The organism is Streptococcus mitis, from assembly GCF_026782895.1.
Lineage (GTDB): Bacteria > Bacillota > Bacilli > Lactobacillales > Streptococcaceae > Streptococcus > Streptococcus mitis_CB.
Window position 1 is genome coordinate 117,765 of record NZ_JAKUXJ010000003.1, and the last position, 18,988, is coordinate 136,752.

General features: G+C 41.7%; 18 protein-coding genes. 4 read left to right on the forward strand and 14 right to left on the reverse strand.

What is annotated here, in order from left to right:
• Position 1: 1 nt before the first annotated feature.
• The 5 genes from MK480_RS03845 to MK480_RS03865 all read right to left on the reverse strand — a co-directional run bounded on the left by MK480_RS03845 (position 2) and on the right by MK480_RS03865 (position 5,171).
• Positions 2–2,032 carry a bacteriocin-associated integral membrane family protein gene (locus MK480_RS03845; RefSeq protein ID WP_000825283.1) on the reverse strand — a complete coding sequence of 677 codons (2,031 nt, stop codon included), beginning with the start codon at positions 2,030–2,032 and terminating at the stop codon, positions 2–4.
• A gap of 76 nt (positions 2,033–2,108) precedes the next feature.
• Positions 2,109–2,405 carry a lactococcin 972 family bacteriocin gene (locus MK480_RS03850; RefSeq protein ID WP_000815396.1) on the reverse strand — a complete coding sequence of 99 codons (297 nt, stop codon included), beginning with the start codon at positions 2,403–2,405 and terminating at the stop codon, positions 2,109–2,111.
• A 449-nt stretch (positions 2,406–2,854) separates the two neighbouring features.
• The gene (locus MK480_RS03855) at positions 2,855–3,766 is read right to left on the reverse strand and encodes a helix-turn-helix domain-containing protein (RefSeq protein ID WP_000904842.1); all 912 of its coding nucleotides are present in this window, start codon (positions 3,764–3,766) and stop codon (positions 2,855–2,857) included.
• 71 nt (positions 3,767–3,837) lie between these two features.
• A complete protein-coding gene (gene rnmV / locus MK480_RS03860) occupies positions 3,838–4,398 on the reverse strand; it encodes a ribonuclease M5 (RefSeq protein WP_268707216.1) in 561 nt (186 codons plus the stop codon).
• A complete protein-coding gene (locus MK480_RS03865; protein WP_268707217.1) occupies positions 4,398–5,171 on the reverse strand; it encodes a TatD family hydrolase in 774 nt (257 codons plus the stop codon). Before MK480_RS03865 ends, rnmV begins: the two co-directional genes overlap by 1 nt.
• 157 nt (positions 5,172–5,328) lie before the next feature.
• Here MK480_RS03865 and MK480_RS03870 point away from each other — a divergent pair, with 157 nt between their 5' ends.
• Complete coding sequence (locus tag MK480_RS03870; RefSeq protein ID WP_268707218.1) at positions 5,329–7,173, forward strand: APC family permease; 1,845 nt, start codon at positions 5,329–5,331, stop codon at positions 7,171–7,173.
• A 90-nt stretch (positions 7,174–7,263) separates the two neighbouring features.
• On the opposite strand, the gene MK480_RS03875 is transcribed toward MK480_RS03870, so the two are convergent.
• The 4 genes from MK480_RS03875 to MK480_RS03890 all read right to left on the reverse strand — a co-directional run bounded on the left by MK480_RS03875 (position 7,264) and on the right by MK480_RS03890 (position 11,317).
• A complete protein-coding gene (locus MK480_RS03875) occupies positions 7,264–9,228 on the reverse strand; it encodes a peptide ABC transporter substrate-binding protein (RefSeq protein WP_268707219.1) in 1,965 nt (654 codons plus the stop codon).
• A gap of 136 nt (positions 9,229–9,364) precedes the next feature.
• Positions 9,365–9,499 carry a 50S ribosomal protein L34 gene (gene rpmH / locus MK480_RS03880; protein ID WP_000831905.1) on the reverse strand — a complete coding sequence of 45 codons (135 nt, stop codon included), beginning with the start codon at positions 9,497–9,499 and terminating at the stop codon, positions 9,365–9,367.
• A gap of 144 nt (positions 9,500–9,643) precedes the next feature.
• Positions 9,644–10,858, reverse strand: coding sequence for a pyridoxal phosphate-dependent aminotransferase (locus MK480_RS03885; protein WP_268707220.1), 1,215 nt, complete (start codon positions 10,856–10,858; stop codon positions 9,644–9,646).
• Between the two features lie 156 nt (positions 10,859–11,014).
• Positions 11,015–11,317 carry a hypothetical protein gene (locus tag MK480_RS03890; RefSeq protein ID WP_261011346.1) on the reverse strand — a complete coding sequence of 101 codons (303 nt, stop codon included), beginning with the start codon at positions 11,315–11,317 and terminating at the stop codon, positions 11,015–11,017.
• Positions 11,318–11,478: 161 nt separating this feature from the next.
• Here MK480_RS03890 and MK480_RS03895 point away from each other — a divergent pair, with 161 nt between their 5' ends.
• Positions 11,479–11,931, forward strand: a complete 453-nt coding sequence (locus MK480_RS03895; protein WP_000079154.1) for a universal stress protein — start codon at positions 11,479–11,481, stop codon at positions 11,929–11,931.
• 146 nt (positions 11,932–12,077) lie between these two features.
• Here the strand turns inward: MK480_RS03895 and MK480_RS03900 are convergent, their stop codons facing one another.
• Positions 12,078–13,469, reverse strand: a complete 1,392-nt coding sequence (locus MK480_RS03900; RefSeq protein ID WP_261011345.1) for a Cof-type HAD-IIB family hydrolase — start codon at positions 13,467–13,469, stop codon at positions 12,078–12,080.
• Between the two features lie 65 nt (positions 13,470–13,534).
• Between MK480_RS03900 and MK480_RS03905 the strand changes: the two genes are divergently transcribed.
• Positions 13,535–14,497, forward strand: coding sequence for an asparaginase (locus MK480_RS03905; protein ID WP_261011344.1), 963 nt, complete (start codon positions 13,535–13,537; stop codon positions 14,495–14,497).
• Positions 14,498–14,664: 167 nt separating this feature from the next.
• On the opposite strand, the gene ccpA is transcribed toward MK480_RS03905, so the two are convergent.
• Positions 14,665–15,675 carry a catabolite control protein A gene (gene ccpA, locus MK480_RS03910; RefSeq protein ID WP_001090627.1) on the reverse strand — a complete coding sequence of 337 codons (1,011 nt, stop codon included), beginning with the start codon at positions 15,673–15,675 and terminating at the stop codon, positions 14,665–14,667.
• A gap of 238 nt (positions 15,676–15,913) precedes the next feature.
• Between ccpA and MK480_RS03915 the strand changes: the two genes are divergently transcribed.
• On the forward strand, positions 15,914–16,231 hold the full coding sequence (locus MK480_RS03915) for a DUF960 domain-containing protein (RefSeq protein ID WP_033681210.1): 318 nt from the start codon (positions 15,914–15,916) through the stop codon (positions 16,229–16,231).
• 44 nt (positions 16,232–16,275) lie between these two features.
• On the opposite strand, the gene folK is transcribed toward MK480_RS03915, so the two are convergent.
• Genes folK through MK480_RS03930 form a run of 3 tightly spaced genes read right to left on the reverse strand, consistent with a single transcriptional unit; the run spans position 16,276 to position 18,988 of the window.
• A complete protein-coding gene (folK, locus tag MK480_RS03920) occupies positions 16,276–17,088 on the reverse strand; it encodes a 2-amino-4-hydroxy-6-hydroxymethyldihydropteridine diphosphokinase (protein ID WP_261023474.1) in 813 nt (270 codons plus the stop codon).
• A 42-nt stretch (positions 17,089–17,130) separates the two neighbouring features.
• Complete coding sequence (gene folE / locus MK480_RS03925; RefSeq protein WP_261023473.1) at positions 17,131–17,685, reverse strand: GTP cyclohydrolase I FolE; 555 nt, start codon at positions 17,683–17,685, stop codon at positions 17,131–17,133.
• Positions 17,666–18,988 carry a bifunctional folylpolyglutamate synthase/dihydrofolate synthase gene (locus tag MK480_RS03930; protein WP_261023472.1) on the reverse strand — a complete coding sequence of 441 codons (1,323 nt, stop codon included), beginning with the start codon at positions 18,986–18,988 and terminating at the stop codon, positions 17,666–17,668. Before MK480_RS03930 ends, folE begins: the two co-directional genes overlap by 20 nt.

Here is an 18,988-nt window from a genome sequence, read left to right on the forward strand (position 1 = left end):
CTTATTTTCCTTTCAATACTGCCATGCTACCAGCTTCTTCTTTTTTATCCTGTCTAACTAAAATCAACAGAGCGTTAAGCGTAAACAAAGCTACAACTAGAGCGCTAATCAAGCTATCTCCTGTCAAAACACTAGATAGGATTAGCCCAAGTAAGAGAACTCCTCCTTGCGCCAGTAAGTACTTGCCATGAAGCTCATAGATTGTCATACCAGAAAGACGTTTAATCATGATCTCCCGTCTAAACTGCTCAAAATAGAGAAGATTCATGGAATCAAATAACAAGATAGCCGTAGATAGAGTCAAAATAGTCCCAATAAGGAGAGAGTAGAACTCCATCCGTTTGTCATTTAGTACCTTGGCAAAAAATAGCTGGCTTTTTACCAAATAAGAGACCTTGTGATACAGACCTTGCTCTTTTAGAGCTGTGATGCTGTCTTGATATTGATCTAATTTCAAGGCACTATTAGCCGTAGTTCCCCATAACATCCCTGCAACAGGTCTTGTTCCAGTCGCTTGCGGCGTTAAAACTACAATAATCGGATCTTTTAGGTACTGGCGTGTCGTCTTGTACCCATCGTTATAGAGGAAGCGTTCCTGTCCTGTTTCTGTAAAAGCTAGCGTTACCTGTGGGAGGTAGTGTTTCTGACTCGTCACTTCTACACTTTCAGATGAAAAGTTTTGCAGGTAATCTGTAAATAATCCTTGATAGTAGGCAGACTGCTCTCGCAAGCTCTCAGGCAAGATCAGCCCAAACTCTCCCTCAGACAAGTTTTGCATCTTATCCATAAACTCTGAAGAAACGGTAATCTTTTCTTCTATCAGATAGCGCGGTGAGACATAGATGACATTCCCTGACGGTGTGTAGTCATTGAGACGATTGCCATCTAGGTCCACTTCTGCTCCATCTGAGAAATTGTCAACATTGCTCATAATATAAAAAGAGTCTGTATTGGCTAACCGTTCTTCAGTAAATGTCTGCCACTCACGATTATCCTTACGCATTCCTTCTTCATCGGCAAATGCACTAGACCAACCAAAGGATAGACGGTAACGGTCTGAGGACTGGCTCCATTTATCGCTAGCTCTCTCCATTTCCTGCATTTCACGGTAGTGGGGTAGGAGAGCAGTCGCACTCGAGCCGACCACCAGCACGGCCAAGAGTTGCCCCACCATCATCAATGTCATCATACGTTTGAGAGGGAGTTTCCCTTTCAATAGATCCACCAGACTATTTTCTTGTAAACCAAGTAGATACACGATACTTAATAAGGTAGAAATCCCTACCAAGGCCAATCCATAAAGCAAAAGACCAATGATGACCAGTTGTACCGTTGCCATAAACAAGGCACCTTGATACCAGAGAATCCCCAATCCCAAAAGACTGGATACCAGCACTGAGCAGATAAGCTGTCTCACATCTTCTAACACTGGTCTGAGAGCCACCCCAAACAAGCTCTCACCAGCTATTAAGCGAATCCCTGCTTGACGAAGGGACTTGATCCGATAAATCAGGGTCAGACTCATAAAGGTCAGCAGAAAAATAGCTAGACTCAGTAGCCCCATAGGGGTGGCCGCCAATAATAAGACTATCGAAAATGGATCTTCTCCATTCGAAACAAAGCCTTGATAACCAAGTTCTTTCAAGGTGGTCTGTAAACTCACTCCATCCAAACTTCCTGACACAATCAAGTAAGACCCTAATAAATCACTCGTTTCTGAACTCTCCTTGGAGGAAATGGTCAGACCTTCTGGAAGCTCTCCCTCACCATAAGTGGCATAGATAAAGCGTGTTTCTCCAGCTTCATTTGGCTCAACAATCCGACGGGCGATGAGACTATTATGCTCTACCGCCAAGTGACTCAAAGCCTCTGTCACCTCTTCGCGACTAGCTACTGGTTGATTTATCACCATTCCTGTCACATCAACAGAAGGATAGTTACCAAATAAAATCTCTTCTCGATGGTCAACGGAAGTTATCACCATATAAAGCGATACCAATACCATTGAAATCAAAATAAATAAACGTTTCATCATTTCCTCCAAAAAGTTACTTGGTCACTTAGTGAGAAGGTGACCAAGTAAAGCTAAACAATAGGGCTATACCATTCTAAACATTATAGTAGAATGCAACTTTCTCTCCCCAAGAAGTACGAATCCATGCACGAGAAGTCCCTCCAGCACCAGCATATCCCTTATCAGATGAACCAGTTTTTCTACTAACAACTGTTGAGCTATGATATTCTGAAGAGTGATAGTAGTTTGAGTAAGCACCTCCGTCACCTGAACCATACGTCCAGACACCACCATCTGGATACTTAACCGCGGCCGATACTACTGCTACACTTCCACCTAATGTTGCTGCAATGCTCGCTACAAGGGCTAATTTTTTAACTGTTTGTTTCATATTGATACTCCTCTATTTTTTATTTTATCATAAATATTTATTATATATTGTCCATTTTCTATTCAAGTAAAACTAAGTCATGGATCATAGACCTTTTCAAAGCAACACCTCATGGTATCCTCTCCTTATTTTTCTAATTTAGTCTATCAAGTTGTATTTATTATATGTTATGAATAAATTTTTTGAGACTAAGTAGACATAACTAAATTTTATTTAAACCACCAAGTAACTAAATAAAATAAACTAAAAAAGTTCATACTGTAATCTCCTTTCACATTTTTATTAATTATAAATTATTCTTAAATAAACTCAAAGGACATCAATGTCCTTAAAATAGAACCATTTCGTGTCATTTTTAGCTTATATATAAAAAAAAACAGTCCTAAAGACGAACTTTAGAACCATTTCAATACTAGAACAAGGACATTTTTGTCACTGATTCACTATGTTTATAAATATTTTTTTAAATCTTCTTGCCATTGTTTCTCCAACATAGTAACTAAATAAGAATTTTCTATTATATCAGCAAATAGCTTCGATTTCTGATAGAACTGTTCGGCAGAAACATAATCATTGTTTATTATTAGAGATAATTTCCACTCCAACATTAATATAATTGGTTTCTTCTGAAAATCTTGTGTTTTTTCCATTATATGATTAAGGCTAAAGATATAAGCTCCGAGTGAATCATAAGACGACAGATTATCCAAACAGGCTAGACCCGAAAACAAAGTGTTACTTAAAGCAAACAGATATTCTGGTGCAATTAATTCTACATGATTTGTCAAACGAACTAAAAACGAATGAATTCTGTTAATTTCTTCAATCTGATTTTGACCTTGTTTTATCTTTGTAAGCACTATAGCAAAATATAAGTTGATAACTTCTAATTCATTTATCAAAAACAATTCCTTATCATAAATTGTTTTAAAATAATCGTCCAGTACGGTTTCCCCATATTCTGGTCGTCCGCTTCGAATAACATCTATCGTTGCTCTAGTAGCTTCAAACCATATTTTTTCCTCATTAGGAAGTTGCTCATAAAATAAATCCTCTATCTCTTCCAAACACGCTTCCTTCTTATCATACTCCTCTTCTTTACCATAGATTGGTTCACGTAAAATTTGGTATTTCAATTCTAAATAAGCAGGAGGAAGAGCTGAAAAATCCGGCATAAGGCTATAAGCTGGAACTCCTAGCCGGCGAGCAATATAGTCTAACTTGGGCAAACTTGGTTGCGAAGCTCCACTTTCAATTCGCGACAGTTGACGAACTGTCAGTTCTTGCTCATCTCCACAAAAATCTGGACGACTAATTCCTTTTTCTATCCGAATCTCTTTAATTTTTTGACCAATTAACATCAGACGCCTCCTCTTCTACCTGCTTCGAAAAATACTGTGAAACTTAAAAAATTGTAACGGCTACATCTTTCCTACTCATAAGATTTCATGGCTTCTTCCACTTCTGCCAAGGTGACCCCAAACAACTCTAAGCGCTTGAGGAGTTGCTTGCCGTTGGAATAGCCGATTCGGAGAGCATCTCCTAGATATTCTCGTCGCTTACGGCTATCTGCTCCCGCTAGAAAACCAAGGCGAATCAAGTCGCTACGACTGATGTCAAAATGACTCTCATGTTCAAATTGTTCTGTAACCTGAGCTAGAGCCGTTTTCAGGTCTTCATAGCTGGCATGCTCAATTCCCAGAGAACGCCCCTTGGTCTTGGACTTGGGAACAGCTTCATCTCGTTTGAGGAAGGCATGCTGAACTGTTGGAATGGCCGTCATAATCATGCGACGAATCCGCTCCCCATTAAAATCTGGGTCTGTAAAGACAATGACTCCATGACGTTGGTGTAGACGCTGAATCCGCTCTATATCCTGGTCATTGATGGCAGAACCTCGAGTCTCATAGGTCTCTACCTCGAAATAACGTTTGAGATTGGCCGTATCATCGCGACCTTCAACCACGATGACTTGGGAAATTTTTTCTTTCATTACTTGCTGTCCAATCCAAAAATTCGCTCAGCATTTGCAGTTGTTGCTGCCGCTAGCTCTTCTGCCGTCATGCCACGCAAGTCAGAGATAAAGTCCACCACATAGCGAGTATAGGCTGTTCTATTTTCACGACCACGCTTGGGTACAGGTGCTAAGTAAGGCGCATCCGTTTCCACCAAAATCTTGTCCAAAGGTAACTCTTTAGCTACTTCTTGGATGTCAGTTGCCTTCTTAAAAGTCACCACTCCTGAAAAGGAAATGGTCATGCCAAGCTCGACAAACTTCTCTGCCCATTCAAGAGTTCCTGAGAAAGAATGCATGATACCACCTCGAGGACCAACGCCCTCACTTTTGATAATCTCATAGGTATCTTCCAGCGCATCACGGGTGTGGACAACAAAAGGCAAATCCAAGTCCTTAGATAACTGAATCTGACGACGAAAAACCTGCTCCTGCACCTCTTTGGGCGCTGTCATCCAATGATAATCCAAACCAATCTCACCCAAGGCAACTACCTTTGGATGCTTGAGCTTGTCAAGCAAGTAGGCTTCAATCTCCTCTGTGTAAGTCCCTGCTTCTGTCGGATGCCAACCAATAGTCGCGTAAAGTTGGTCGTACTCATCCACCAACTCCAAGGCACGCTCAATCGTCGGTTGATCAAAACCAACAATATTCATCTGTGTCACACCCATCTCAGCAGCCAAGGCAATTTCTTCTGCCTCACGACCTGCAAATTCTTCTACATTTAAGTGTGTATGTGTATCAAAAATCATCTCTTCTAACCTCGTTTTCTATCTACTATTATAGCAAAAAAACTGACCTCTCTCCTCATCTGAAAAAAATATTCTAAAACCCATTATCATCTCTTGACGCTCTTTTTTCAAAGCAGTATAATAACACTTATTGAATTTTTCAACAAAGGAAACAACTATGTTTACAAAATTAAAACAGACCTTTATCGGTCGTCCTCTTAAGTCCTTAACTGAAGGCGAAGGGGGACTACTGGGAAAAATGCAGGCCTTGGCCATGTTGTCAAGCGACGCTCTATCTTCCATTGCCTATGGGCCTGAGCAAGTAGTCCTCGTCTTAGCTAGTCTCTCTCCTCTTGCGATATGGTGGAGCCTTCCTATCGGCCTCTTTGTCCTCCTGCTCCTAGCTAGCCTGACCGTCTCCTACCGTCAAATCATCCATGCCTACCCTCAAGGGGGAGGGGCCTATATGGTTACTCGAGAAAATCTATCTCCCGAACTTGGCTTAATCGCTGGAGGTAGTCTGCTAGTTGACTACATGCTGACCGTAGCGGTATCTGTTGCATCTGGAGCGGACGCTATCACAGCAGCCCTTCCTGCTCTCCACCCATACAACCTCCACATCTCTATTTTTCTGGTTTGCTTGCTTATGCTCTTAAACTTACGGGGCTTAAAAGAATCTGCCAGTTCACTAATGATTCCTGTCTATCTCTTTATCATCAGCACTGTCTTTCTCTTGCTCTATGGAATTTTTCAACTAGTGACAGGTTCTCTCAACTATCAGGCAACTTCACCTATTGGGCATGCTGTTCCGAGCATGTCTATCATTCTCATTCTAAGAGCTTTTACCAGCGGATCTGCCTCTCTGACAGGGGTTGAAGCTATTTCAAATGCCGTTCCCTTTTTCAAGGCTCCAAAAGAAAAGAATGCTGCTCAGACATTGACCATCATGTCCTTGATTTTAGGTTTTCTTTTTGCTGGTATCACCTTCCTAAACTACTGGATGGGGATTATGCCTCAACACGGAGAAACTATTCTTTCACAGATGGCTCAAGGCATCCTTGGCACTTCCTTCTTAGGCCACCTTGGATATTATATCTTCCAATTCTCCACAGCCTTGATTTTGGCCGTAGCTGCAAATACTGGCTTTTCGGCTTTCCCTATGCTGGCTTATAATATGGCTAAAAACAAATACATGCCCCATCTCTTTATGGAAAAAGGAGACCGCCTAGGCTACTCCAATGGAATTTTAACTCTGGCTTTTGGGGCTATGATTCTTCTTCTCATTTTTAATGGCAATACAGAACGCTTGATTCCTCTTTATACTATCGGGGTCTTCGTTCCCTTCGCCCTATCTCAGACTGGGATGATTCGTCATTGGAAAAAGGAAAAAGGAGCAAATTTCTTAAAACCTGCTCTTGCTAATATCCTTGGGGCAATCATTTGCTACGCGATTGTGCTAATCTTGCTCTTTTTCCGTCTCAGTGATATCTGGCCCTTCTTCCCGATTATTCTCGTACTCACCCTACTCTTCTTAGCAATTCACAGTCATTACCAAAAAGTGGCCCAACAACTACGACTCTATGAAGGAATCGAAAAACGTACCTACGATGGCAATCTTGTCCTCGTCCTAGTAGGAAATGTTACCAGAGTCAGCGTCGGAGCCATTAACTATGCCCAAAGTATCGGTGACGAAGTCTTAGCCATGCACATTTCTACAAAGGAAACCGCAGAAAAAGACCAAGAAATTCTCCAAGAATTTGCCGATTACTTCCCAACCATTACTCTGAAAAATATCAAGACCAGCTACCGCGATATCATTACCCCTACTGTCAAGTATGTCAAACGAATTTCCGAGGAAGCTCAGAAAAAGAACTATACAGTCACTGTCCTCGTCCCCCAGTTTATCCCTAATAAACCTTGGCAAAATATCCTGCACAATCAAATGAGCCTCAAACTCAAATACGCCCTTCGTTGGCACCAAGACGTCGTTGTCGCTAGCTACTCTTATCACTTAAAAGAATAAATAAAAGGCCCTACCAGAAGCAAGAAGCTCTGGCAAGGCCTTTTTCTGAATCCAGTCACTATGCTTAACTGAAAAGCATGACTAGGCATATTATTGAATGTGGTTAGCTAAATCTTCCTGAGCTTTTTTATTTGACTCAGCTTTTTCTTTTAGCCATTTTTCATAGAGTTCTTGGTACTGTTTAGCTGTTACTGGCTCTTTTTGCAATTCAACATATTTGTAGTTGTCAGCATTTCCTTTATTCCCAACGAATGAGAATGGGCCTGTAAACGGTACAGTCTTACGGAAGATTGGATTAGCTCCACCACTTTGAACTGGTAGGAAGAGGGCACTATCTGTCAACCAAGCTTGGGCTTCAGCATATTTTTCATAGCGAGCCTGATTATCTGTGATTTCCGCATCTGCCTGATCCAAGAGTTTCTTGTAGTCAGAAAGACCAATCTTATCCTTGACTTCTTTGTCTTTTCCTTCAGACAAGCCCATGTTTTTCAACTGAGAACCTGTCTCTGGATCAAGGATGGCTAGGTAAGTCTTAGGATCTGAGTAATCTCCACCCCATCCTGAGATGTCGATGTCATAGTCTTTTTGCTCTGCTGTATCTGCAAAGTAGGTTGCTTGATCTTTTTCATCTGGAGATAGTTGGATAACATCGATAACCACATTCTCCTTACCAAGGGTTTCTTCCACTGTTTGTTTGAAAGATCCAGCCTGTTGCACATCTAATTTAGCAGTCTGGTCAACTGGCATATCTAAATGAATTGGGAAGGTTACTCCCTGTGCTTGCAGACTTTCTTTAGCCTTAGCAAACTTCTCTTTGGCCTTGTCAGGGTTCAAGAAGGCTTGCTTACCATCGTTTAAGTCGATATTTGCCCAATCTTTACCGTAGTTGACAATTTTCTCATTGACAATGTCACCGAAGTTCTTATCGCCAACTTGAACAAAGTTGCTTGGTGTAATCGTATTACGCAAGATACGGTCTGCTCCATCTTCACCATTTGTCTGCGCTGCATAGGCATGACGGTCAAAAGCAAAGTTGATAGCCTGACGGAAATCTTTATTTTGCATAGCTGCGCGTGAATCTGTCTTTTCCTTATCAGACTGTTTCATCGTCTGCTTGTAGCTTTGACGATTGACGTTGAAAAGATAGTAGAAAGTAACTGAGTTTTGTGGTGTATAGGTAATCTTGTCCTCATTTCCCTTCTTGAGTTCAGCAAAGACTGAACTTGTTGGGAAGATACGACCATCTGTATAGTTACCATCCAAGAAACCTCTAGCAATGCTGTCTTGGTCAGATCCGTCAAAGAAAGAGAGTTTCACTTTCTCGATTTTAACATTGTCCTTATCCCAGTAATTAGGATTTTTATCAAATTCAATCAAAGATTTGGATGTGAAGGACTTAAACAAGTAAGGACCATTTGACAAGATACTTGATGGTGTCACACTTCCAAAGTCATCTCCCTTAGACTTCAAGAAGGCTTCATTTACAGGACTAAGAATACTTGCTGTTGTTTTAGAGTTCCAATAAGTTTCAGGTTGGATGAGGGTGTATTGTAGTGTGTAATCATCCACTGCCTTAACACCAACAGTTCCAAAATCAGATGTTCTCCCTTCAACATAGTCTGCTAGACCCTTGATAGAGTCTTGTACCAAGTACAAGTTTTCAGCCTTTTTATCAGCCGCATACTTGAGACCAGTCACAAAGTCATGAGCCGTTACATCTGCATACTCTTCTCCTTCAGAAGTGTACCATTTAGCCCCCTGACGGATTTTATAAGTGTAGGTCAAACCATCTTTTGACACTGTCCATGACTCAGCCATAGATGGGATGAGATTACCATACTGGTCATTTTCCAACAACCCATCAATCAAGTTGGTTGTGATACTAGATGTTGAGTCTCGTGTAGAGGTAATATAATCCAAGGTATCTGGGTTGCTAACAAAGATATAAGAGTAAGTCTTGTCTGCATTAGTTGATTGGGAAGACCCACATGCCGCTAGAGCTAGACCTGCTGTCAAAGCCATAGCTCCAAAAAGCATAACTTTTGATTTCTTCATGATTATTCTCCATTTTTACAGTATGTGAAATATTATACACCATTTGAGCAAAAATATAAAGTATTTTGAACTTTTTTACAAAAATAAAAATCAGTAGACTCGAGTTCCTACTGATTTTTGATAGAATTCGTTTGGATTATGCAGCCAAAACTTTGCGTCCTTTACGACGACGAGCTGCCAATACGCGACGACCGTTTTTAGTTGACATACGGTTACGGAATCCGTGTTTGCGCGCACGACGAAGTTTACTTGGTTGATAAGTACGTTTCACGATGAATACCTCCTCATAGATTTTGTATTCGTTTAGCCGGCTATAAAGTGATCAGTTACTAAACATACTTTACTATTCTATCTGATTCTTTTACTTTTGTCAATAGCTCTAGGCAAATGTTTCCAGCTTTTTCGAATGTAAGCCCTATCTACGATACTGTTTCAAGAAACGAGTCATCTTTTCTTGGATTTGGGCTAGTTCATCAACACGAGGAAGGTAAACGATACGGAAGTGGTCTGGTTCCTGCCAGTTGAAGCCTCGACCATGAACCAAGAGAACCTTTTCCTGTTTCAAGAAATCAAGGACAAACTGTTCATCATCATCGATACGGTACATATTGCGATCGATTTTAGGGAAGATATAGAGTCCAGCCTTGGGTTTAACCGCAGACAAACCTGGAATATCTTGAATGGCATTGTAGATGAAATTTCTTTGCTCGTAAATTCGTCCACCAGGAAGAAGCAATTCATCGACCGACTGGTGACCACCTAGGGAAGTTTGTACGACCTGTTGAGCCAAAACATTAGAGCAAAGTCGCATATTGGACAGCATATTGAGCCCTTCGATATAGCCCTTGACATGAGTCTTTGGTCCAGACAAGACCATCCAACCCACACGGAAACCAGCGATACGATGGGATTTTGACAGACCATTCATGCTGACACAGAAAACATCTGGTGCCAAACTCGCCACAGGCGTATGCACATGTCCATCCATTACCATGCGGTCGTAAATTTCATCCGCAAAGATAATCAAATCGTTTTGACGGGCAATCTCAATAATCTCCAGCAAGAGTTCTTTAGGATAAAGGGCTCCAGTTGGATTATTTGGATTGATAAGGACGATTGCCTTGGTATTTGAAGTGATTTTTGACTTGATATCGTCAATATCTGGAAACCATTCTGCAGCTTCATCACAGATATAGTGAACGGCATTTCCTCCAGCTAGGCTGACAGCTGCTGTCCAGAGAGGATAGTCTGGCATAGGAACCAAGACCTCATCCCCGTTGTCCAAAAGCCCCTGCATAGACATGACAATCAGCTCACTGACACCATTTCCAAGGTAGATATCATCAATATCTACGTTTGGGAATTTCTTCAATTGGCAATACTGCATGATGGCCTTACGGGCTGAGAAAATCCCTTTGGAGTCAGAGTAACCTTCACTATCACGCGCATTCATAATCAAGTCATGAATGACCTCGTCTGGCGCTGTAAAACCAAATTCTGCTGGATTTCCTGTATTCAGACGTAAAATCTTTTCTCCGTTTGCTCGCATCCGCATGGCTTCTTCCAAAACAGGACCACGGATATCATAAGCAACATGCTCTAACTTACTAGACTTGTTATATTCTTTCATCTTGTTTCCTCAATTCATCAGGATAGTAACATTATACCACTAGAAAGAAAATGCGACAAGTTTACTGAAATGTGTTACTAGGTTCGGATATAAGAAAAACCTCACTAAAAGCGAGGTCAAGACAGGGGAGATAGCAGGTAATTTGCGAAAGTCACATCACATACCAAAAGATAAACCTAGAAAAAGCAAGCCTAGAAAGGAGTCATAGAGAAGATTGAACATGAGGAAAAGCCCCCATATCATCAAGTAATCCCAATGCCCACTTCGTTTTGCAACCAGGAATAATAGAAAATGGTAGAGTAGGTGAAAGACTAAAAAGCCAACAAAACCTGGATAGAGAAGCGGAATTAGCTTCTCTAATTGCCAGATCATAATAACTTCTAGCAAGACTGAAACTAGGATGATTCCATAATAAAGGAAATTTGAATTTTTTGTTTCTTGAAAAGAGTGCTTCATCATTCTCCCTCCCTTCACTTCTTTCCTGCTATCCTTTCTTTTATTTTATCATATATTTATATAGATTTTAAGCGCTAACATTCTTTTAAAAAATACTTTTTTTGCTTTACTTCTATAGTGAAAAGGTTTACAATTATAGTAAGAAAATTTCAGGAGGTTTCATTATGGCACAACGTTACCAAAATATCATGGTCGCAATCGATGGTTCTAAAGAAGCAGACTTAGCTTTTGTCAAGGGAGTTCATTCTGCTCTACGAAACGACGCTAAACTCACCATCGTACATGTCATTGACACACGCGCACTCCAAAGCGTATCCACCTTTGATGCTGAAGTTTACGAAGAACTCCAAGTCGACGCTGAAAGTCTGATGAAAGAGTACGAAAAACGTGCTAAAGATGCTGGTGTGGCAGATGTTCATATCGTCATTGAAATGGGAAATCCAAAGACCCTACTGGCACGTACTATTCCCGATGCTGAGGAAGTGGACCTCATCCTCGTTGGCGCAACTGGTCTCAACGCCTTTGAACGCCTCTTGGTCGGTTCTTCATCTGAATACATCCTCCGCCATGCTAAGGTTGATTTGCTGGTTGTGAGAGAACAAGAAAAAACCTTATAATTACGACGAAAAGGAGCTCAGCGCTCCTTTTTGTTTACTATTTATACTCTTCGAAAATCTCTTCAAACCACGTCAACTTCCATCTGCAACCTCAAAGCAGTGCTTTGAGCAGCCTGCGGCTAGTTTCCTAGTTTGCTCTTTGATTTTCATTGAGTATTATTTCTCTCTTTATGACGTTCATAAGCCTTGAGCTGGCGCTGCAGTTCCTTTTTAATAGCAGGTTCTGGAGCATATTTTTCTTCCCAATCATCTGGCTTTAAGATTTTGTGGGTCACTGGATCAAAATGAGCCTTGCCATCTGGGAAAATTTTCCCCATATTGGCCTGATGAACAATATCAAAAATACGTTCTGGATCCACCCCCATCAAGACAAAACTACCGTAGGTAAAGTAAAGTGTGTCAATCAGGGCATCTACCTGACCTATCAAATCTTGCTGAGCAGGCGTCTTCTTAGCTACTTTATCTGCTGCCTTATCCAGAGCTTGATGAAGTTGCGATAGAGCTTGACCAAAGTCCTCTTCAGAAGGACTGGCAGCTCTAACAAATTCCACCAATTCTTCTATTTTAAAGCCAGCCCTGTGGGTTGCACCTTCTAAATCCCAAGCTCGAGGTTCTTCTTGGGTTCGTTCATCCATCATATGGTGGAAGGTCTTGACCTTATTGAAGTGATAATCACGGCTGACAAAGACTTTTTCTGAGGCCAGAACACCAAAATGTTCCAGGGCCTTGTGGATTCCGTCTTGCTGATTGCTGGTGGTGATGTGCTTGGCAACTTCCTTGACACTGCTACTACCATTTCCCATAGCGACCGACATACCGACACCCGCCAGCATTTCTAGGTCGTTATCTGAGTCACCAAAGGCCATGACTTGGTTGAGATCAAAACCATATTCTTTCCCAACTCGTCGAATGCCTTCCAATTTAGAGTTTCCTTGATTGATGACATCTGCTGCAAAAGGATTGCTACGTGTCAATTTCAAATCTTCAAAATCAGCTGCTGCCTTCTCAGATTCTTCTGGTGTCATCAGCATCAAAACTTGGTAGATAGGCTGATTCATCAGATGAAGCAGGTCTTCTTCCTTTTGGGGAACAACCTTGCTGACCATACGATTAAAGGAATGACTCACCGTCCGAGTTAAAACAGAGGGAACGAAGCGACTGATTCGTTGGGAAAAAGAACCCAAACCAAAGGACATGATTTTAGAACCCAACATGGCATCCTTGGTCCCTAGGGCAATCTCCTTGCCCTCTTTTTTAGCATAGCTAATTAGCTGGCGCAAGTGTAACTTGGAAATAGGGCTCGTGAACAAGACCCTGTCTTTAGTAAAGATATACTGGCCATTGTAGGTTACCGCAAAATCCAGATCCAAATCGTCCATCAATTCCTTAACAAAAAAAGGCCCTCGTCCTGTCGCTACGCCGACAAGCACCCCTTGTTCTTTGACAATCTTAATCGCGTCCTTAGTGGATTTCAAAACACTCTTGCGATCGTTGACCAAGGTTCCATCGATATCAAAAAAAACCGCTTTGACTTCCATCCTATCCCAATCTCCCCTTTTGTGATACAATGATTATACCACATTTCAGAAAGAGTGAGTAAATCATGCCTAAGAAAATCCTTGTTTTACATACGGGTGGGACTATTTCCATGCAGGCCGATGCTTCTGGCGCTGTTGTGACAAGTTCAGATAATCCCATGAACCATGTGTCCAACCCTCTTGAAGGAATCCAAGTCCACGCCTTGGACTTTTTTAACCTGCCAAGCCCTCATATCAAACCCAAGCATATGCTGGCCCTCTACCAAAAAATCAAAGAGGAAGCTGCTAACTACGATGGAGTGGTAATCACACACGGGACCGATACTTTAGAGGAAACAGCCTATTTCCTTGATACCATGGAAGTTCCCCATATGCCTATCGTTCTAACAGGGGCCATGCGCAGCTCAAATGAACTCGGCAGTGATGGTGTTTATAATTATCTGAGTGCTTTAAGGGTGGCTAGCGATGACAGGGCTGCTGACAAAGGAGTTTTGGTCGTTATGAACGATGAAATCCACGCTGCCAAGTATGTCACCAAAACACATACGACCAACGTCGGTACCTTCCAGACCCCAACACATGGCCCCCTTGGTCTCATCATGAAACAGGAAATACTCTACTTTAAAACAGCTGAGCCCCGTGTCCGCTTTGACCTTGATCACATACAAGGATTGGTCCCTATCATCTCGGCTTATGCCGGTATGACAGATGAGCTAATTGATATGCTGGATTTGGAACAATTGGACGGTTTGATTATCCAAGCCTTCGGGGCGGGCAATGTTCCCAAAGAAACGGCTCAAAAATTAGAAAGCCTTCTACAAAAAGGAATCCCAGTCGCCCTTGTTTCACGATGTTTTAACGGTATCGCTGAGCCTGTTTATGCCTACCAAGGCGGGGGCGTGCAGTTGCAAAAATCTGGTGTCTTCTTTGTTAAAGAACTCAACGCCCAAAAAGCCCGTTTGAAACTCCTCATCGCCCTCAATGCCGGACTAACAGGACAGGCTTTGAAAGACTATATGGAAGGCTAATACTCTTCGAAAATCTCTTCAAACCACATCAGCGTCTATCTGCAACCTCAAAGCAGTGCTTTGAGCAACCTGCGGCTAGCTTCCTAGTTTGCCTTTTGACTTTCATTGAGTATAACTCCTACTCTAGAAAGCAAAATCAGGAAATCTTCACGATTCCCTGATTTTTTCTATTTACGTTTTCGTGTGGAACGACGTTCTGTCAAACCATGAGGTAAGAGAACTTCACGTTCTTCCAACTCTTCCTTGTGCATAATCTTAGTCAACATACGCATACTAATAGCACCAAGGTCATAAAGAGGTTGGGCAATAGTTGTCAAGTTTGGACGGGTAAAGCGTGAGATTTGTGAATCATCACTAGTAATGATTTCAAATTCTTCTGGTACTGACACACCCTTATCAGCAAGACCGTTCAAGACACCTGCTGCCAATTCATCACCTGTTACAACTGCTGCAGTTGCGTTTGATGAAATCAAGCGTTCTGCCAAGGCATAGCCGTCTTCATAAGTGTATTTAGATTCAAATACCAATCCTTCGCTATAAGAAATCCCTGCTTTTTTCAAGGCTTCCTTGTAGCCAACCAAACGAACCTTACCATTGATGTCATCCACTAATGGACCGCTTACGAAAGCAATGCGCTCATTTTCTTTAGCAAGGTAGGTCACTGCATCAATCGTAGCTTGTTTGTAGTCAATATTGACACTTGGAAGCTGATGTTCTACATCCACAGTTCCTGCAAGAACAACCGGTGTCCGAGAACGAGAAAACTCTGAACGAATTTTTTCAGTCAAGTGGTAACCCATAAAGATGATACCATCTACTTGCTTAGAAAACAGTGTATTGACAACTGAAACTTCCTTATCATCATCCTCATCACTGTTAGCAAGGACGATATTGTACTTGTACATTTCAGCGATATCATCAATCCCTTTAGCAAGCGTTGAAAAATAACCATTGGTGATATTTGGAATCACGACACCGACAGTAGTTGTCTTTTTACTTGCAAGACCACGCGCCACGGCATTTGGACGGTAATCCAAACGATCAATCACCTCAAGCACTTTTTTACGTGTGTTCTCTTTTACATTCTTATTGCCATTGACTACACGGCTAACCGTCGCCATTGAAACTCCTGCTTCACGGGCGACATCATAAATCGTTACTGTATCGTCTGTATTCATTCCATTTCCTTTCTATATCATACCTAACGAGACTCCAAAAAAAGAGACGGTATGAAAATTTCGTTTTCATGCTTCTACTTATTCCATTTTATCACTAATTGTAAACACTTTCAAGCATTTTTTGAAGATTGTTTGAAAAAAATTTCATAGTATGCTATGTTGAAGAAGAAAAAATCACCTTTTCTTGATTTTTAATCCTATTTGCTGTATGATAAGGAAAAAGAAAGGGGGCAGAAATATGGCTTTTACCAATACCCACATGCGGTCTGCTAGTTTTGGCATTGTTACCAGCTTACCTGATGATGTCATTGACTCTTTTTGGTATATTATTGATCACTTCTTAAAAAATGTCTTTGAATTGGAAGAAGAACTCGAGTTTCAATTGCTCAATAACCATGGAAAAATTACCTTCCATTTTTCAAGTCAACACCTCCCCACAGCCATTGATTTTGACTTTAACCATCCTTTTGATCCTCTTTATCCACCAAGAGTACTGGTTTTAGATATGGATGGTAGAGAAACTATCCTCCTCCCAGAAGAAAATGACCTATTTTAAAAACTCTAGCCTTCAGTTACAAACGACTGAAAACTAGAGTTTTTCTATTTTTTCAAAGCATCATACAAGTTGCGGACAGGTTGCTTTAATGTAGGATGGATAAAATGAGGCGCAATTTCTTGAAGAGATTCAAGAACAAAAAGGCGTTCTTCTATATAAGGATGTGGCAAGATGAGGTTGTCTGTATAAAGGATCTGGTCCTCCACAAAGAGCAAGTCCAAATCAATCAAACGAGGTCCCCAATGCACTTCTCTCACCCGTCCCATCTCTGACTCAATAGCTAACAAGGTCTCTAACAAGACTGGTGCTGGCAGCCAGGTTTCCACCTCAACCACTTGATTAGCAAAGCTATCTTGCTCCACACCCCCCCAAGGCTCCGTCGTCAAGACACTGGACTCTTTGAGAATATGGATGCCACGAGCTCTCATTTTTTCAATGGCTTGTTCCAAATTGTCTTGCTTATCTCCCATATTACTTCCTAGGGCGATAAAGGCTCGTTGCTTACGGCGATGAATGGTTACTGAGCAAGTATCTAGTGACAAATGCACCGGTGCCCAAGGTTTCTTCAGTTCCAACTTAATTTCTTGGACAAGAGGATAAGTTTCAAAGGTACGTTCTACCAGTTTGTAAGCTACCGTTTCAATCAAATCTTCAGTGCTCTCCTGAAACCAAGACGTCCACTGCTGACACAATTCTCCGTAATGGACAGAGGCTGTCAAATCCAAGTCTGTAGCCGCCTTGGTCATATCATAAGATAAGATGGCTGAAACGATAAATTTTTGCCCCAATTCCTTCTCACTAGGAAAAAGACCATGATAAGCAAAAATTTCCAAATCCTTAATCTGCAGTTGATCCATAATGATTCCTTTCTAGAAAAATCCGCTTGAAGCGGATTCTTTTTATAGTCCCATTAAACGATAAGCCTGGTCTCGGAGGTCCTTATCTGTTTCAAATAGACCACGAGCTACTGTCGTCAAGGTTGCTGTGCCTGGTTTTCTGACACCACGCATACTCATACACATATGCTCCGCCTCAATGACAACAAAAGCTCCTTTAGCACCTAGATAGTCCATCAAGGCATCGGCTACTTCGATATTCAATCGTTCTTGAATTTGTGGTTTTTTCGAATAAACTTCAACCGTACGGGCTAGCTTAGACAAACCTGCCACACGACCATCTGGAATGTAGGCAATATGTGCTCTCCCATAAAATGGTAGAAAGTGGTGTTCACACATAGTGTGGAAAAAGATATCTTTTTCTACCACCATATTATCGTCAATAATCTCAAAGGATTTTGACAAATGATCCTCCGCTGTTTGACCAAGACCTGAAAAAATCTCTTGGTACATACGGGCCACTCGAGCAGGCGTTTCCTGCAAGCCCTCACGGTTAACGTCCTCTCCTACAGCCTCGATAATCATTTTTACAGCTGCTTCAATCTTTTGTGTATCCATTTTCGTTTTTCCTCTCCATCAGATAGGATCTCACTTGGCTCAAGAAATACAAGGAACCCGTGACAATCCTAACTGTTTTTTTCTCTTCTTTTTTATCTGTCAATTTCTGCTCTAGAAAATCCTGCCAATCTTGGTAGCTGAGATTTCTAGACTTGGCTGCCTCTTTCAGCACGTTTTCATCAGTCGCCCGACTATCGTCAAAATGTGTCAGGGTAAGCTCGGTATCTGGAATTTGCTCCAACAAATCCAACATATCCTCCAAGGCCTTGGTTTTGATGCAAGTAAAGAGGATTTCCTTACGATAATCCGCAAAGCGTTCTTGCAAGGTTGCTAATAAAGCCTTGATAGCATGGGGATTATGGGCTCCATCCAAAATCATCAAGGGATCTCTTGACACGATTTCCAGACGCCCCGGCCATCTTGTTTCTTCCAGAGCTTGAGCAAGCAAGGTATTAGCTGGTAGCTCTCGACCATCTTCTTGACAAAAAGTATCAAGTAAAGCTATGGCCATCCCAGCATTCTCTATCTGGTGCAAACCAAGCAGGCCAGTCTGGAAGCGACCTTGTCTGACAACACTTGTATAGTCAAAGACTTCACCTGTAACCACACTCTTTTGATGGCTGACCTGATAATCTGTCCCGTAGGCAAATCTCGGCGCATCTTTCCCTTCCGCAATGCGGTCAATCACAGCCAAAGCTTCTGAAGCAATACGACCTGTCACCAAGGGAATACCTTGTTTGGTAATGCCAGCTTTCTGCTCTGCTATGGCTTCCAAGGTGTCACCAAGTAGGGCTACATGGTCCAATCCAATAGTCGTAATTCCTGTCAAAATGGGCTGACAGACATTGGTACTATCTAAAAGTCCACCCATGCCGACTTCCATGATAGCCACATCTACTTGCTCTGAGGCAAAGTAATCATAGGCTATAGCTGTAATTATTTCAAACTCAGTTGTCCCCTGCAAATTGGTAGCCGATTCCCCTTCCAACAAAGACTGATAGTCCACCATGAGAGCTTCTAGTCTCGCTTCTGGGATAGATTCCCCATTGATGCTAATCTGGTCTGTATAATGAATGAGATAGGGCGAGCTAAACACGCCAACTCTCAGCCCTAGCTTTTCCAACATATTTTTCAAAAAAGCAATGGTCGAACCCTTGCCATTGGTCCCTCCGATATGGATAACCTTGAGTTTGAGATGGGGATTGCCACGCAAAGCTAACAGTTCCACCATTCGTTCTAAGCCAAAATGCGGTTGGTCCGTCCGGAAGTTAGCAATCCATTGATTATTTTCGATTTCTTTCAT

Bases quoted from the DNA above. Each gene is read 5' to 3' on its own strand.
- ccpA (WP_001090627.1), bottom strand. From the start codon at position 15,675: ATGAATACAGACGATACAGTAACGATTTATGATGTCGCCCGTGAAGCA.
- MK480_RS03895 (WP_000079154.1), top strand. From the start codon at position 11,479: ATGGCACAACGTTACCAAAATATCATGGTCGCAATCGATGGTTCTAAA.
- MK480_RS03855 (WP_000904842.1), bottom strand. From the start codon at position 3,766: ATGTTAATTGGTCAAAAAATTAAAGAGATTCGGATAGAAAAAGGAATT.
- folE (WP_261023473.1), bottom strand. From the start codon at position 17,685: ATGGATACACAAAAGATTGAAGCAGCTGTAAAAATGATTATCGAGGCT.
- MK480_RS03870 (WP_268707218.1), top strand. From the start codon at position 5,329: ATGTTTACAAAATTAAAACAGACCTTTATCGGTCGTCCTCTTAAGTCC.
- rnmV (WP_268707216.1), bottom strand. From the start codon at position 4,398: ATGAAAGAAAAAATTTCCCAAGTCATCGTGGTTGAAGGTCGCGATGAT.
- MK480_RS03845 (WP_000825283.1), bottom strand. From the start codon at position 2,032: ATGAAACGTTTATTTATTTTGATTTCAATGGTATTGGTATCGCTTTAT.
- MK480_RS03900 (WP_261011345.1), bottom strand. From the start codon at position 13,469: ATGGAAGTCAAAGCGGTTTTTTTTGATATCGATGGAACCTTGGTCAAC.
- MK480_RS03850 (WP_000815396.1), bottom strand. From the start codon at position 2,405: ATGAAACAAACAGTTAAAAAATTAGCCCTTGTAGCGAGCATTGCAGCA.
- MK480_RS03885 (WP_268707220.1), bottom strand. From the start codon at position 10,858: ATGAAAGAATATAACAAGTCTAGTAAGTTAGAGCATGTTGCTTATGAT.
- MK480_RS03905 (WP_261011344.1), top strand. From the start codon at position 13,535: ATGCCTAAGAAAATCCTTGTTTTACATACGGGTGGGACTATTTCCATG.
- MK480_RS03890 (WP_261011346.1), bottom strand. From the start codon at position 11,317: ATGATGAAGCACTCTTTTCAAGAAACAAAAAATTCAAATTTCCTTTAT.
- folK (WP_261023474.1), bottom strand. From the start codon at position 17,088: ATGGATCAACTGCAGATTAAGGATTTGGAAATTTTTGCTTATCATGGT.
- MK480_RS03930 (WP_261023472.1), bottom strand. From the start codon at position 18,988: ATGAAAGAAATCGAAAATAATCAATGGATTGCTAACTTCCGGACGGAC.
- MK480_RS03865 (WP_268707217.1), bottom strand. From the start codon at position 5,171: ATGATTTTTGATACACATACACACTTAAATGTAGAAGAATTTGCAGGT.
- MK480_RS03915 (WP_033681210.1), top strand. From the start codon at position 15,914: ATGGCTTTTACCAATACCCACATGCGGTCTGCTAGTTTTGGCATTGTT.
- MK480_RS03875 (WP_268707219.1), bottom strand. From the start codon at position 9,228: ATGAAGAAATCAAAAGTTATGCTTTTTGGAGCTATGGCTTTGACAGCA.